Raw genomic sequence first — 15,420 nt, 5'->3', positions numbered from 1 at the left:
TAAACCCCTTCTCGTTTAATTTTTAATTCCAACAGCTAACTTTTTAATTACTTTAGCAGGACTTCCCACTGCACAACTGTAAGGTAAAATATTTTGTAAAACAGTTGATCCCGCTCCAATGACTGACCATTTTCCTATTTTCAAGCCTGGTATAATAGTTGCAGAAGCTCCTATATGGACTCCTTCGTCTATTTCAACATTTCCAGTTAATGTTGCATTTGGTGAAACATGTGAGTAATCCCCAATCAAATTATCATGTTCAACAATCGAGCTTGTGTTAATAATGCAATGGTTTCCAATTTTTGCACCTGTATTTATAACTGACTTAGGCATTACAATTGTCCCATTCCCAATGATAGCTGATGGGCTTATTATTGCTGATGGATGAATAATTGATAAATATTGATCGCTATTTATATTTAGTAAATTTACTATTTTTTTTCTTGTATCATTATTACCAATCGCAATGATTACTTTAACTTGAAAAGTAAGGTATTTTTTTATAGAATCTACAGGACCATATATGATTTCATTCTCCCGTTTTTCAATAGTAAATATATCATCTAAAATAGCTATGATTTCGTGATTTGTTAAAGAGTGTACCATTTCTTGAATGACTTTACCGTGTCCACCATTTCCTAATATAATTATTTTCATACTACATCACTTCATATGAACCCTTAAATTTTTCAATCGTCGCTTGCCCTTGCTGACTAATGTCTTCTTTCTTGATCACCTTAATAAACGTTAAGAATAAAATTTTTAAATCTACTATAAGACTGAAGTTTTTTACATACCAAATATCAAATTTAAATTTCTCTTCCCAAGTGATTGCATTTCTACCGTTCACTTGAGCCCAACCAGTTATTCCAGGCTTAACATCATGGCGTTGCATTTGCTCTTTCGTATAAAGAGATAAATATTCCACTAAAAGTGGTCTTGGACCTACTAGACTCATCTCACCTTTAACGACATTAATCAACTGTGGAAATTCATCTAAACTCATTTTTCGAAGGAATATTCCAAATTTGGTTAATCGTAACTCGTCAGATAATAGCTCACCATTTGAATCCTTTAAGTCAACCATTGTACGGAATTTGTATAAGTTAAACGGTTTCCCGTTTAATCCTGGCCTTACCTGAGTAAATAAAATTGGTGATCCCATTTTGAATCTTACCATTACTCCAACAACTAAGAGGATTGGAGAAAAAGCGATTAATATCATTAGAGAAATAATTAAATCTATACTTCTTTTCATATAATTGGACCCCCTATTTAAGCTTACTTACATTTACTAGGTTCGTGTTACGCAGGGTCTGTATTTTATAAATGATTTCATTTACAAAATCCTGTGTTTTTATATCAACTTGTTCATTACCTTTTTTATAAAAGCTTTCAAGAATCTCCTTTAACTGCTCCTGATTCAAGTTAATCGATTTCAAAGTTTCCTCCTACTTAATTTGAAACAATTAGATACCAGTGTTCGTTATAGGCAGATTGATTTCTGAAAATTTATCATAGCCATTAGGATTATTTTTTTGCCAATTCCAAGCATCCTCACACATGTCGTTAATATCTTTGATTGCTTCCCAACCTAGCTCCGCTTTTGCCTTGGAAGGATCTGCAAAACATATAGCTGCATCTCCTGGCCGACGTTCCTTAATTGTGTAAGTAATTTTTCTTCCAGAAGCTTTTTCAAATGCTTTAACCATTTCTAGAACGCTATAGCCTCTACCTGTCCCGAGATTATACGCGTTTACTCCATTTTCATCTCCAAGCTTTTCTAGTGCTTTTAAATGGCCCTTCGCTAAATCCACGACATGAATGTAATCCCTAATACCTGTTCCATCCAACGTTGGATAATCATTTCCAAAGATATTTAAACTAAGTAACTTTCCTACTGCTACTTGCGATATGTATGGAACTAAATTGTTTGGAGTTCCTTTTGGATCTTCGCCAATCAATCCACTTTTATGGGCACCTACAGGATTAAAGTATCTCAATAATGTAATTCTCCAATTATTGTCGGAATTATATAAATCTCTCAGTATATCCTCTATTATTTGTTTCGTGCGACCATATGGATTTACCGCCCCTAACATCATGTGTTCAGAAATTGGCACTTGATCTGGGGAGCCATACACGGTTGCAGATGAGCTAAATACAAGCTTTTTTACATTATATTTTTTCATAAGTTCACAAAGATAGATGGTGCCGGTTACATTATTTTGATAGTATTCAAGTGGTTTGCTATTTGATTCACCAACTGCTTTTAATCCAGCGAAATGCATTACAGCATCAATATGATGGTTCATAAACACTTCTTCAAGCTTCCCTTTATTTAATATATCTATATGATAGATTGGGAAATATTTTCCTGTAATTTCAGATATGCACTTTAAACTCTCGGGACTACTATTTGAAAAATTATCTACAACAATAATTTCATAGTCATTATTTAAAAGTTCTACACAAGCGTGACTTCCGATATAGCCCGCTCCACCTGTAATTAAAATTCTCAATTGTGCCATCCTCCTATATAAAATAAAAGTAATGAAAAAAAAGCATTTCAACTAATAAGTTAATTGAAATGCTCTATTCTTGAACTTTATTTAATTTTAAACTTCTTATTCCTCCCTTTAATTTACTAGTTAATAAATGCTTAATTTGTATTAAGCTTAGTAATGGCCTGTAAATTAATGGATGAATTTTAATGACTAGCAATAATATTTTTACAGTAAAAGGTAACTCTTTTAGTTTTACTGTTTTATTTGAGTATTTGTTTAAAATGCTAGTAACTTTATAATATTCATTTTTATAAATCGAAAAATTAGTATTTGTAATAAATAAATTTAATAAATGTAATGAAGTAAATACCAATTTTGTTAACACTTTATTACATAGCTCTGGGTAATATTTAATCATGAAATTATACATATCTATATATATTAATACACTATCAATTTTTATATTCTTAGTTGAATCTTCCATTATACTTCCACTTCGCTGTAAATAATTATATTTAGAACTACCAACACAACAAACTTTATTACTTTCATGAATCATTCGATAAGTAAAGTCAGTATCCTCGTGAATAATCCCTATTTTAAATCTTTGTTTTTCAAATAAACTTCTTTTAAATAACTTTGTACACACAACTTCATTATACATTTTTCCATCTAGTAAGGTTCTCATTGCTTCCTTTCTGCTTTGAACCATTAAAGGATATGGATTATTCTCAATCTTTTCATTATCTTTTAAAATAAAGTAATTACAGCTGGCAATTTCGCATTCTTTTTCTACACACATATCATAAAGTAATTTATACATATCTGGTTCGATCCAATCATCGCCATCCACAAACCCTATGTATTCCCCTTTAGCAATTTCAATACCTGAATTTCTAGCATCAGATAGTCCACCATTTTTTTTATGAATTACTATAATTCTACTATCTTTTTTGGAATACTCTTCAGCTATATTCCCACAACGATCGGGGGATCCATCATTTACTAGAATCAGTTCAAAATCCGAAAATGTTTGGGATAAAATTGAATCAATACATTTATGAATATAATTTTCAACATTATAAATAGGAACTATTATACTTATTTTAGGATGCATATTTTAATATCTCCTATAAAAAAATTTATCCTTTTAACACATAATTTTTATTAATTTTTTTATTATCGACTACATTAAAAAGTTTTTTATTCCAAAATATCCGCACACTAACCAATTTAATCGATATTTTAATAACATTGCCATAACTTTATTTTTATAGGGTAGTTTCTTCAGATTAGTGTTTTTTACAGCTTCATTTAACTTTGGATTATTTAACATTGACATGATCCTACTTAATTTATCTCTAAATCCGATATCATGCCTTCTACATTCACATATAATGCAATGAATTGTAACATTGAGGAAATTTGCCCCACCAATATAAATATTACTTTTAAAATAATTTGCATAATCTTGTGAAGTTCTATAAATAATTACTCCATTTGTTTCAAAAGTTTTATCATTATATTTACTTGATGAGCTGTCAATCCCTCTTCTGTAATTATAAAAGGACTTATCCATATATAACGCACATTTAGAATGTTTTAGATATTCCAAATTAAATATCCAATCTTCTCCGTAAAAAATGTCAACATTTAATCTAATGTTGTTACTATCTACTAGTTCTCTACAATATAAATTCGATGCTAAAGAATTTATATTTCCAAATTCAAGTGCAAACGGAACTAGTTCATTTAATATTTCACTTTTATTAAATATACTTTTATTTATTTCTTTTATTGGAGCATGAACAATTTGATTATCTTTATTTATAAGTTTCATATTTGATAGAACTAAATCTACATCCTTATTCATAGCACAAGCCAACATTTCTTTATACATGTTTTGTTCAATCCAATCATCAGCATCAATAAAGGATAAGTAATTACCGCAGGAATGATCAATTCCATTATTTCTAGCTTCACTTGGACCAGCATTTTCTTGGTTTAAAACTTTTATTCTAGGATCTTTATTAGCATACTCATATGCAATATTGAGGCTATTATCCGTAGATCCATCATTCACTAAAATTATTTCAATATTTTTTTCAGATTGAGAAATTAAAGAATTAATACACTCTTTTAAATATTTCTCGGCATTATATATAGGAACTATTACACTTACTAAAGGTTGCAAGATCTACCCCCCTTTTAATTAAATAATTTTTACTAACTGATTAATTTCAATTGAATTATCAAATTGTTGATTTTCTAAGTTCCTCATAAATTTTAAGGATAGATCTTTTTCCTTTATTATTTTCACTATATTTGATACTAGTTCATCGATATTGCCATAAGTTAATCCATTTTCATGATGTTGTATCTGCTCTCTAAATTCTGGGATGTCACTCGTTACAATTGCTTTACCTAAAATCTTAGCTTCTAATACCGTAATTCCAAATCCTTCTACATGTGAAGGCTGCACATAAATGTCACACATTTTCATATAAGGATACGGATTACCTTTACTCCCAAAAAGAAAAAATTGTTTTACTAATCCTTTATTTTTTATTAAACTAGTTAATTTTTCTTTTTCAGGTCCATCTCCAATAACTATCCATTTTATTTTAAACCCTTGATTACCTAACTTTTCACATGCATTTATTGCATCCTCTATCCCTTTTTGAGGAATTAATCTACAAACAGTAACAATCAGTATCTCGTCCGTACTTTTTTCTATATTGTGTTTGACCATCTCATTTGCCATACTTTTTATTAAATTTGGCGAGACGATATTATTTATTATTTTTATTTTATGATTACATGCTGGAAATTTCTGCATTAGCACTTCTTTACAATGCTTTGAAACTGTCATTATGAAATCTAATTCTTTAAAATAGTGATTATCTAACTTATAGTTATAAGGGATTTTGCTATAGTCTGTATGAATCCATCCAACTTTTTTCTTAGCTTTAACATGATCTACTGAAAAATAGATTGATTTTTTTTCTAGAAATCCCACAGATAAATCATATTCTTTATTAAATTTGGGAAGAAAGTGACTAACATACTTCCATCCAATATACTCTTTTTTCAAAATGTATTTATGAATTGTTAATATAAATAGAAAAATGAATTTAGTAAAAAATAGGTTGTATTTTTTACTTATTAATAAATTAGTTAGTGATTTAATTGGTGGTGCTGAAAAAAATTTATAATCATTATCTTTATTAATAATATTTACTTCCTTTGGTACTAGTGAAATAAATTCACCTGAATAATTAAATAAAAATAAATCCACATCAAATTTCTTATAGTCAATCTTTGATAATAGAGTTACTAAACTTTTTTCAGCACCTCCTATCCTTAAGGACTCAATTGAGAACAGCAATTTTTTCTTCATTCGATATTTTCTCCTGATTGTTCTCTATTAATCTATATAACTTATTTATCTCGTGCTCATTACCTAATTTTTCGTTTTTCAGATTTGCAGTTAATAGGGTTAGTTTTTCTTTATAATCTATTGCCTCTTTTATAGCTTTGAACACACTTTCTTCGTCCATATTTGTAATTATACCATTTACTTTATTCTCAATTTGATCTAGTACAGTAGAAAAATTAGTAACAATAATAGGCTTATTTAGTATTTTTGCCTCATCAATTGCTACAGACTTACCTTCATATCGTGAGGGCTGGGCATAGAGATCGGCCTGTTTTATATATGGATAAGGATTTTCTTTTTCTCCTAAAAAAATAAAATCATTATTTAGGTTTAAATCCGTTACCATTTTTTTAAACTTTGATTCTTCATTTGAGGTTCCTATCGAATACCATCTAAAATTATATCCATTTGCTTTTAATTTAGCAGATGCTTTAATTGCAATATCGTACCCTTTACTCATTAAAGGTCTACCCACAGTTACAATCTTGGTCCCTTCAAAACCATCAAACAAGTCTAAGTTACTACACGCCATATTGTTAATTAGTGTCGGTGAACTGATATTTTCAATAACTCTCGTTTTATGGGAGCATTCTGGAAAAAATTTATCTAAAGATTGTTTACAAATTTCTGAGACAGTTACAATGTAATCCACTTTAGGGTAATATAATTTATCGGCCGAATAGTAGTAACTCCATTTTTCATAATCATTATGGAAATAGGTTATTTTTTTATTGGCTTTTATCTTATCTACTAAATAATAAAGAATTTGTTGACCATTATAATCAATAGCGACATCATAATGCTCATCAATAATAGGGAAGTTAGATGACATATACATTGCAGCATAACCTTTATTAAGTCTGGATAGTAAGAAATGAAATGTTCTTTTCAATGCGAATTTTATCTTTTTTTCCTTTATTAGATCTAAAATACATCCCGGGAATTTTTTGAAAAACGAAGGTGGGAATCCCAGATTTATTAAATTTACTTCTTTTGGAATTTGATTTAAAAAGATCCCAGTCGGTGAGAATACAGCTATATCGATTTTATATTTACTGTAATCAAAACATTGTAATAATGTCACTAAGCTTTTTTGAAACCCACCACTTTCCATATCCGAAACTAGAAATAATACCTTTTTCATATTTCCATCCTCTTTCTCTATCCTTTTATATTGAGAAAATACTAGTATAACCAGCACTATTGCTTATTTGATAATAGAAAAACGTCATATAACAAACCATAATGCCAAAATAAATTAATTGATTAAAGCTGCTTTTCTTAAATAATGCAGTTAGTTTCGGAATCAATAATACGCTAAATATCGTAAAATAATCTGCAATCCTAGCAATAAAAACATAATTGGATGAAAGTAACATAAATATCACGCCTATTACGTAGAGATTTACCAAATGATCGCTATTTGAATATATTTTTTTTAGTGGTACTCTCCAAATAAATAAAGGAAATAACGGAATTATAAATATCAAAATCCTCAAAATATTAACACCATAATAACCTTCTGTTAATGTTTTCAAATAATCACTATACTTAGTATTTGCTAGAGCTGCCTCTAATATATTCACGAGTATAGCAAATGAAACGGTAAACGTGACTCCAGATACCATCGTTAGAATTGTCCACTTTGTCCAAGCTCTTCCTTTATAAATTAGATATGTTGGAATCATTATTAAAGCAGAAAAGTGAAAAGTCGACGCGACTAATATGGAGATCAAATATTTTATGAATTTTCCTTTACCCAGATATCTTATTGCCCAAAATACAATACTGATTGCTAAGTACTGTCTCATAATATTAAAACTAGTAAAATAAAAGCCAATACATATGTAAAGGAGTATACTTAACTCAAACTTCTCACTAAATTTAGCAATTGTTAAAACTATAAGCGTATTGGTTATTGCTGCGCAAATAAATATAAGAAATTGCGGTTGAATCGATATTTTATACAATGCCCAATTAAGTAATGCAAAACCCGGCTCAATCTTTAATGAAAATATATCTTTAAAATCCATATTTCCAATTTTGGCGTAATCACTTCGATAGATCCATTCATCACTATAAAGAGCATTCATAAATCTAAGTCCAGATATCAGTATTAAAGTAATTAATACAGGAAAGATAAAATATTTATTATTAATGAATTGCTTATTTTTAATAATTCCAAATCGTTTTGCTAACCACCCATAGCTATAAGCAAATAGTAAAGTCAAAACATAAGGTACCAAAATAGACTCACCCTTACTAAAATCAGTTATTATACTTTACATTCCAATAATGATATAACATTATACCTGCAGGTAAAGTAGACCAGAATAATAAATACTGTTTCGAATTTTTTGACATCCAATTTAATTTTTTCTTGGCAAAAAAACCATAGCAAATATATAGCATCATACTTTTAATTCGAACTCTCCAGTTGAAATTTTTATCTATAGTTTCTTTACTGCTTTCAATACCACCTAAAGGACAGTTAATCCGTAATCTTCTTCCTGATTTCGTTAATCCTCCTTCTAAATATTCAGTGATATAAATAGGTTTATTAATATATAACGTTTTGTATTTACGTGCAATTCGTACCCAAGCAACATGCTCTCCAATAAATCTCTCATTTTTATATACCGGAAATGGGTATTTCCTTAAAATATCCGTAACAAATACTTCGCTCTTATCTCCTTTTGTCCCTTTATTCATAATTAAATCAATATAAGTAGAAATGATTTCACTTTCATTAAAAGTATCACCAATTATCTTTCCATCACTGTAGCATCTTAGGAACGATATACTTCCAATTTCCTTTTGCTCCTTATACTTTTTATAGTAATTATTAATCGATCCTACAGCGTCAGGGGTTAGACGATCATCACTATCTAAAATTAATGATAACTTTCCCTGGGCATGTTTTACGCCTTCATTTAAAGCTGTGTGCTTTCCACCATTTTCTTTATAAAAATATTTTATATCTATTTCATTTTTACTCATTAGTTCAGCAACGATCGCTTTCGTATCATCAATACTTCCGTCATCTATGATAATCCATTCAAAATCTTTTAATGTCTGATTCTTTAGACTTACATAACAGTCGATTAACAATTTACTTCTATTAAATGTAGGGGTTAAAATTGTAAGAAACTTTGACACTTTATCCCTCCAGTTTTAACATACTGATATATATTTTTTTTATTGAAGCTCCATAGTTTGTAATATCGTAATCTTTTTTAATTGAGTGATAAGCGTTTTCTCCAAATTGTTTACGTTTTAACTCTTGATTCTTTAAATATAGTAAACTCTTTATGAATTGTTGATAATCTAAATTAGAAATAATGAATCCATTATGCTCATTTTTTATAATCTCACTTATACTTCCCACATCCATTGCAACTACAGGTTTTTCAAAGCACATTGCTTCTAAAATTACCATTGGAAGTCCCTCATTTATCGATGGCAAAAAGAATATATCAATAAGTGGATAAAATTTGTAAACATTATCTTGATGTCCAGTGAGTTTAAACAATTCCTCTAATTCTAGATTTTTTATTAAACTTTTTATCTCTTCTTCCTGATCTCCGCTGCCTATTAATAAAAACTGGCATTCTTCAAACTTCTCTTTCTGTTTTGCTAATTGGTAAATAAAAGGAATGATTCCTTTTTGTTCGGAAAGTCTACCAACAAAACCTATTATTACCTTTCTTTTTGGTATACTAAATTCTCGATAGGCTCTTTCTCTATCCATATCTACATAATTTCTAATCTCTTCAACATCAATCGCATTCGAGAGCGTAGTAGTGTTCACATGATTAATAAAGTCAGAATTTTTTTTATAGTATTCAAATACTTCTTTGCCACACGCAATATTATGGTCATATCGTTTTCGAAAAAAAGTATCAATTAGTTTATTTAGGTTATTACTTTCTAACCATGGATAACAAATATGAATATGAGAAAGAACTTTTGCGTCTAAGTGAAATATTTTTATCGTTAAATAAGAAAAAATCGATGCTATATTGTCATGTGCATGAACAATCTTAATGTTGTTATTTTTTATTATTTTTCTTAGATTCAAAAATATTTTTATTGGGTTTTTATCTTTAAAGTCTATTGAGTAGCTCTTTATATTATTTTTTTTAAAGATTGATTTTAAATCTTCTCCACCACAAACAACTATTGGTTCATCATTTTTCATATTTTTACATAAAATAAGAGCCAATTTCTCGGCTCCACTCAGCTTATTCATTGGTAAAACGTGTAAACTCTTCATAGTAATAGACTCCTTACTTACAGAGCATAAGATTTAGCTATACTACTTACCACTTGATTTACGTCATACTTCTTAATAAAGTGATTCGCGTTCGAAGCCATCTGTTCTAATAATACTCTGTCCTTAATTAGCTGTTCAATTCTGTCCGCAGTTACGGTTGGTTCATTAGTTGGTACTAAAAATCCATTTACATTATTTTCAATTAAATCTCTAATACCTCTGATATTTGTACCGATCACTGTTTTCTTACATGCCATTAACTCCATTATGTTTCTTGGGAGACCTTCCCTATGTGATAAAAGAATCCCAATATCACAGGCAGCTATAAGTTCACTAATGTCATTACGAAAACCTAAAAACTGTATATTTTCTTCTAATCCTCTAATTCTTACTACTTCCTTTAGTTCCTCTTTTAGCGGTCCATCGCCTGCACATACTACATTGACTTGAATCCCTCTATTTTTTAAAATATCGACGGCATCAATCATCTGCCTATGATTTTTATTTTGATTCACCTCTGCAATCATAAGAATAACAAAGTCATCTTTACTTAAATTCAATTTTCTTCTAATTTCGTCCTTATGAAATAAATCCATGTTATAGGAAGCAAAATCAACCCCTACACCATGGACTTTTAGAATCCTATTTATATTAAATTTCTGAGCTCTCTGAAAATCCTCAGTATTCATCGTTATGATTGTGTCTGTAAAGTAACCCATTATTTTTTCAATAGGATAATAGATACACCAATTTGTAACGGGAGCCCCCTTATAAAAGTGAAATCCATGTACTGTATATACTGTTTTTAGTTGGGGAAACTTGGCCTTTAAAAGTCTTCCGTACAATGCGGCAATTGGTGTATGGACATGTACAATATCATACTTATGCTCTGCTTGTATTTTGATAAGCTGTCTAAATGCCTTTAGATTTGATGGATGAAATGGATTCCTAGAAAAAGGAATGTCGTAAATATTTACGCCTTGCTCAGTTAGAGATCTATCGATTTCTAAATCAACTGAACAAGCACAATCAACTATGTTTTTATCACTGATAAGTTTTTTAATATGAGGAACTAAAAAGGCATTGATTGTTCTACTTAGTGTCGTTATATATAATATTTTTTTCATAGAATTCACCAATTATTCCTTTTAACCATTCCAGTTTTATTTTTCTCTACATTTGGCATTGCTTTTGTAGCTGAGATGAATCTAGTCCCTAATCCCACCGTTGGAATAATACCTTTTTTTACTTTCATATAAATGGGCACTCCTTTAAGATATTGAAAGCACTTGTTCTATTTCAATTTTACTGTTCGAAATATTCAGTAATTTATCTTTGAGATTTTCCTGATCCAATGTAGAATATGTTAAAATTATTTCATTTATTTCGTCAATATATAGTTTTGATGTCTTTCCTACATAAATTTTCGGATAAACTTGCTGTTCATACACTTCTTCTTTATTCAATAATTCTTCGAACAGCTTTTCACCTGGACGTATGCCAGTAAACTCAATTCCCACTTCATCAATTGAGTTACCAGAAAATTTAATCAAATTCTTAGCAAGGTCAACAATTTTTACAGGGTCGCCCATATCCAATACAAAAATTTCTCCTCCATTAGCTAAAGCTCCGGCCTGGATCACCAGCTTCGAAGCCTCAGGAATTGTCATGAAGTATCTAACCATATCTGGATGAGTTACTGTAATTGGTCCACCCTTTTCAAGTTGTTTCTTAAATAAAGGAATCACGCTACCCCGACTACCTAAGACATTTCCAAATCGCACAGCGACAAACTTAGTTTTACCATTTCGATCCAAATTTTGTATTATCATTTCTGCCAATCTTTTAGTTGCCCCCATTACACTAGTTGGATTTACGGCTTTGTCAGTTGAAATCATAACGAAATTTTCAACGTCATATAAACTAGCAGCAGTTGCAACATTTAGTGTACCAATGATGTTATTTTTCACTGCTTCTTCAGGATTTTGTTCCATTAAAGGAACATGCTTATGTGCAGCTGCATGGTATACTACATGCGGTCTATGTTTTCTCATAATCGATATCATTTTCTTCTCGTCTTGTATATCTGCAATTTCTGTTACAAATTTAATCGAAGTATTTACGAATTGCTCTTTTAAATCCATTTCTATTGTATAAATGCTATTTTCACCATGTCCTAATAAAATTAAAGTACTTGGACTAAACTTTGAAATTTGCCTACAAATCTCAGACCCAATAGACCCGCCTGCACCAGTTACTAATACAATCTTATTTGTAATTGAATCTGAAATCATTTCAATATCCAGTTCAACTGCCTCACGCCCCAATAAGTCTTCAACTTGTACATCACGAAATTGATTTACGGATACTTTTCCAGTCATAATATCCTCTAGCATTGGTAGAATTTTTGTTTTTGCTTTTGTTTTAGTACATTCTTGTAAAATTTTATTAAGATCTTTTCTTCTTAAGGATGGAATTGCAATTATTATATTGCTTATATCTAGTTTATTTACATAATTTTCAATCTGGTTTACTCCACCTATTACCGGAATACCCAAAATATGTAAATTTTGTTTTTTAACACTGTCATCGATAAATGCAATTGGCTTTAATTCTGAATCATAATTTTTTAACAATTGTCTTACTACCATTGTACCTGCAGCACCAGCACCAATAATAAGTGTTCTATTTTTATTCTCTGTATTCTTCTTAAACGAATCTGTATATATTCTCCATACTAAACGGGTTCCTCCGATTAACAAAATATGTAGAACCCACGTTACCGTTAATAGTCGGAAATACATTTCATGTATAATCAACTTCTGTACGATTGCAGTGCAAAGAATTGAGTAAGTAATTGCTTCAAAGATTATGATTAGTTCTCCGATACTTGCATACTCCCAGGCCTTCTTATATAGCTTAAAAATAAATGAAAATAAATGATGGCTAAGTACCAATGTAATTGAGCTAATAACAATCGGAGCTTTGAAAACATCAATCGTTGCGTTTACTAAAAATCGACTAAAGAAAATAGAAGTTAATACAATAAATGAATCTAAGAAAATAATAAAAGAAACTCTTTGTCTATAAGTCACATTTCTTACTCCTTTTCTACACGAGTTCACTTAAAATTTTTAAAGTCTTTAACTATTGAATCCCTTTAAAAATCCAATAGTTAAAGACTTTAAATTAAATATTGGGCATCCAACCCACCCTCACATCACACTTTCGACGACTTGCGTCTAAGGTATCTTTCAACCCACAGTATAACCGAGTGCCTTCATTGATAGAGGTAAGAAGACATCACCTTTACTTCAAGTTGGTATTATTCTTAATAAAGAACAAGGTTATAAAAATAAAATCTATTTTTTTAGCAACTAAAATCCTTATCTTTTGTTATTTAGAATGACTCCTACTAACTTTGAACTATCACTTAATAGTTTTTTAGCTTGAATAAGATCATTACTTTCTGTTTTCCCATAGCGAATAACCAATATTACACCGTCACAATAATCTGAGAAAATTTTTACATCTGCAAATTCAAGAACAGGAGGTGTGTCAACCAAGACCATATCATATTGATTTGTTGCTGTCTCGATTAATGTCTTCATTAATATTGAACCTAATAGATCAGCTGCATTGGCAAGAGTCGGTCCACTAGGTAATAAATCTAAACCTTTAATTTCCGTATTTTTTATTGCATCTTCTAATCTATTTTCTCCTGTTAATACGCTACTTAATCCAAGAGAGTTACCAATATTAAAAGCAGAAAATAGCTTCGGTCTTCTTAAATCAGCATCTATTAAGAGAACCTTTTTTCCCAACTGTGTTAGTGATATTGCTAGATTTGCCGCAGTTGTAGATTTCCCCTCATTATGGTTTGGAGATGTCACAATTAAAGATTGGGTCTTCCGTCCATCCACTGACCCTAGAAAATTTGTTCTAATTGTCCTGTATTCCTCAGAAATTCTACTATTTGGACTATTAGAAGTTACTAGATTGATTAGATTGATTTTGTTCTTTAATTGTGATGATTTTCTGTTCATTAATCGCATGATACTCCTCCTTCATAGCATTAAGTTTCCTTTCACTTTTGCTTAATGACGTATTTTTCTTTCTCATTTTAGAAACAGTCCCTAAAACAGGAATTCCAAGTAATTCCTCAACATTTTGCTCTGACCTCACCGTGTCATCCAATGAATCAAGTAAAAAGACGAGTCCTATACCAACAGCTAATCCTACTAACAATCCATAAATACTATATTTGCTATAATTTTCATTAATTGGAATATTATTGACCTCTGCACGTGATAAAAGTTTAATATCCTTAAATCCTAATATATTTGGCATTTGATTCATAAAAACATCTGCTGTAGTATTGGCTATCTCTGCCGCTAAATCAGGATTTGAATCTACTACAGTAATTTTAACCACCGATGAACCGTTTACACTTTCAACTGTAATTTCTTTGCTCAAATCATCTGAGGTTATATTCAAATTCATCTGCTCAATAACATATTCCAATAATGATGGCTCTTTTACCATTACCAATAGTGTGTTCATTAAATCTGGTGTTTTTGCATTTACTATTAATTTAGAAGAAGTGGAGTACAGTGGAGTTGTAAGATAGACTGTATAGATTCCACCTAAAGCAAAAAATAGACTGATTGATACAATAAGTATCCAAATACGTTTCTTTATGATTGCGTATAACTTTTTAATGTTAAATTCATTTTCCAAATTCATCACCACTTTTTTCAATATTTTGTTTATACTGCTTCCATCGGATAAGTTCATTATAAAGAACAAAATTTGAGAGGACTTGTATTTATTCTATAATTCAAAAATAACTAAAGGTAAATTTCTTTAAGGTTCTTTATATTGAACAAAACTATGGATAATAATATTCATTTTTAATAGAAACAGGTATTAAAATTCTACAAAGTCACTACTAAATTAATTTAAAATTAACGTTCAGTTTCTATATAACGAACAGCTGAATGTAAAAAATGATATATATTATAGATACTAATCCATTCTAAATGGCGTATTGTTTCAACAAAATACTGAAAATTACGTTAATTATAAACTAAATTTTAATTCCTTAAAAAGAACAAGTCAATAATATTTTCTATAAATTTACATCCTTTTTACCAAATTAAAATACATTTGTTTTTAATTTTTTTAATTAAAAATTC

The 15,420-nt window shown here is 29.8% G+C and carries 16 protein-coding genes; all 16 read right to left on the bottom strand.

Annotated features, from left to right (window positions below; all coding sequences use genetic code 11):
* Window positions 1–15 precede the first annotated feature (15 nt).
* Window positions 16–657, bottom strand: coding sequence for an acetyltransferase (locus tag ACFWM3_RS02380; RefSeq protein WP_390310006.1), 642 nt, complete (start codon window positions 655–657; stop codon window positions 16–18).
* A 1-nt stretch (window position 658) separates the two neighbouring features.
* Complete coding sequence (locus ACFWM3_RS02375) at window positions 659–1,258, bottom strand: sugar transferase (RefSeq protein ID WP_390310004.1); 600 nt, start codon at window positions 1,256–1,258, stop codon at window positions 659–661.
* A gap of 13 nt (window positions 1,259–1,271) precedes the next feature.
* The gene (locus ACFWM3_RS02370) at window positions 1,272–1,442 is read right to left on the bottom strand and encodes a YwzD family small protein (protein WP_390310002.1); all 171 of its coding nucleotides are present in this window, start codon (window positions 1,440–1,442) and stop codon (window positions 1,272–1,274) included.
* A 27-nt stretch (window positions 1,443–1,469) separates the two neighbouring features.
* Window positions 1,470–2,522, bottom strand: coding sequence for a UDP-glucose 4-epimerase GalE (gene galE / locus ACFWM3_RS02365; RefSeq protein ID WP_390310000.1), 1,053 nt, complete (start codon window positions 2,520–2,522; stop codon window positions 1,470–1,472).
* Between the two features lie 73 nt (window positions 2,523–2,595).
* Window positions 2,596–3,624 (bottom strand): glycosyltransferase family 2 protein, encoded by a 1,029-nt coding sequence (locus ACFWM3_RS02360; RefSeq protein WP_390309999.1) that lies wholly within the window; start codon window positions 3,622–3,624, stop codon window positions 2,596–2,598.
* A 69-nt stretch (window positions 3,625–3,693) separates the two neighbouring features.
* Entirely contained in the window at window positions 3,694–4,701 is a 1,008-nt protein-coding gene (locus tag ACFWM3_RS02355) for a glycosyltransferase family 2 protein (protein ID WP_390309997.1), read from the bottom strand.
* An 18-nt stretch (window positions 4,702–4,719) separates the two neighbouring features.
* Window positions 4,720–5,907, bottom strand: a complete 1,188-nt coding sequence (locus tag ACFWM3_RS02350) for a glycosyltransferase (protein ID WP_390309995.1) — start codon at window positions 5,905–5,907, stop codon at window positions 4,720–4,722.
* A complete protein-coding gene (locus tag ACFWM3_RS02345) occupies window positions 5,879–7,090 on the bottom strand; it encodes a glycosyltransferase (protein WP_390309993.1) in 1,212 nt (403 codons plus the stop codon). Before ACFWM3_RS02345 ends, ACFWM3_RS02350 begins: the two co-directional genes overlap by 29 nt.
* A 25-nt stretch (window positions 7,091–7,115) precedes the next feature.
* Window positions 7,116–8,192 (bottom strand): EpsG family protein, encoded by a 1,077-nt coding sequence (locus ACFWM3_RS02340; RefSeq protein ID WP_390309992.1) that lies wholly within the window; start codon window positions 8,190–8,192, stop codon window positions 7,116–7,118.
* A gap of 22 nt (window positions 8,193–8,214) precedes the next feature.
* Entirely contained in the window at window positions 8,215–9,105 is an 891-nt protein-coding gene (locus ACFWM3_RS02335) for a glycosyltransferase family A protein (protein ID WP_390309990.1), read from the bottom strand.
* A gap of 1 nt (window position 9,106) precedes the next feature.
* The gene (locus ACFWM3_RS02330; RefSeq protein WP_390309988.1) at window positions 9,107–10,222 is read right to left on the bottom strand and encodes a glycosyltransferase family 4 protein; all 1,116 of its coding nucleotides are present in this window, start codon (window positions 10,220–10,222) and stop codon (window positions 9,107–9,109) included.
* 17 nt (window positions 10,223–10,239) lie between these two features.
* Window positions 10,240–11,349 (bottom strand): glycosyltransferase family 4 protein, encoded by a 1,110-nt coding sequence (locus ACFWM3_RS02325; protein ID WP_390309986.1) that lies wholly within the window; start codon window positions 11,347–11,349, stop codon window positions 10,240–10,242.
* Between the two features lie 5 nt (window positions 11,350–11,354).
* Window positions 11,355–11,477: a hypothetical protein gene (locus ACFWM3_RS02320; protein ID WP_390310389.1), complete on the bottom strand. Its 123-nt coding sequence runs from the start codon at window positions 11,475–11,477 to the stop codon at window positions 11,355–11,357.
* Between the two features lie 16 nt (window positions 11,478–11,493).
* Entirely contained in the window at window positions 11,494–13,317 is a 1,824-nt protein-coding gene (locus tag ACFWM3_RS02315; RefSeq protein ID WP_390309984.1) for a polysaccharide biosynthesis protein, read from the bottom strand.
* Between the two features lie 291 nt (window positions 13,318–13,608).
* On the bottom strand, window positions 13,609–14,277 hold the full coding sequence (locus ACFWM3_RS02310; RefSeq protein WP_390309982.1) for a CpsD/CapB family tyrosine-protein kinase: 669 nt from the start codon (window positions 14,275–14,277) through the stop codon (window positions 13,609–13,611).
* Window positions 14,207–14,962, bottom strand: a complete 756-nt coding sequence (locus tag ACFWM3_RS02305; protein ID WP_390309980.1) for a YveK family protein — start codon at window positions 14,960–14,962, stop codon at window positions 14,207–14,209. The genes ACFWM3_RS02310 and ACFWM3_RS02305 overlap by 71 nt, the downstream gene beginning before the upstream one ends.
* Window positions 14,963–15,420 lie beyond the last annotated feature (458 nt).

It is taken from the genome of Gottfriedia sp. NPDC058432 (assembly GCF_042721555.1).
Taxonomy (GTDB): Bacteria; Bacillota; Bacilli; order Bacillales; family Bacillaceae_G; genus Gottfriedia.
Note: the sequence above shows the minus strand (reverse complement) of the source record. Positions and strands in the feature narration are given on the sequence as shown.

Bases quoted from the DNA above. Each gene is read 5' to 3' on its own strand.
- ACFWM3_RS02380 (WP_390310006.1), bottom strand. From the start codon at position 657: ATGAAAATAATTATATTAGGAAATGGTGGACACGGTAAAGTCATTCAA.
- ACFWM3_RS02375 (WP_390310004.1), bottom strand. From the start codon at position 1,258: ATGAAAAGAAGTATAGATTTAATTATTTCTCTAATGATATTAATCGCT.
- ACFWM3_RS02360 (WP_390309999.1), bottom strand. From the start codon at position 3,624: ATGCATCCTAAAATAAGTATAATAGTTCCTATTTATAATGTTGAAAAT.
- ACFWM3_RS02350 (WP_390309995.1), bottom strand. From the start codon at position 5,907: ATGAAGAAAAAATTGCTGTTCTCAATTGAGTCCTTAAGGATAGGAGGT.
- ACFWM3_RS02345 (WP_390309993.1), bottom strand. From the start codon at position 7,090: ATGAAAAAGGTATTATTTCTAGTTTCGGATATGGAAAGTGGTGGGTTT.
- ACFWM3_RS02330 (WP_390309988.1), bottom strand. From the start codon at position 10,222: ATGAAGAGTTTACACGTTTTACCAATGAATAAGCTGAGTGGAGCCGAG.
- ACFWM3_RS02325 (WP_390309986.1), bottom strand. From the start codon at position 11,349: ATGAAAAAAATATTATATATAACGACACTAAGTAGAACAATCAATGCC.
- ACFWM3_RS02320 (WP_390310389.1), bottom strand. From the start codon at position 11,477: ATGAAAGTAAAAAAAGGTATTATTCCAACGGTGGGATTAGGGACTAGA.
- ACFWM3_RS02310 (WP_390309982.1), bottom strand. From the start codon at position 14,277: ATGCGATTAATGAACAGAAAATCATCACAATTAAAGAACAAAATCAAT.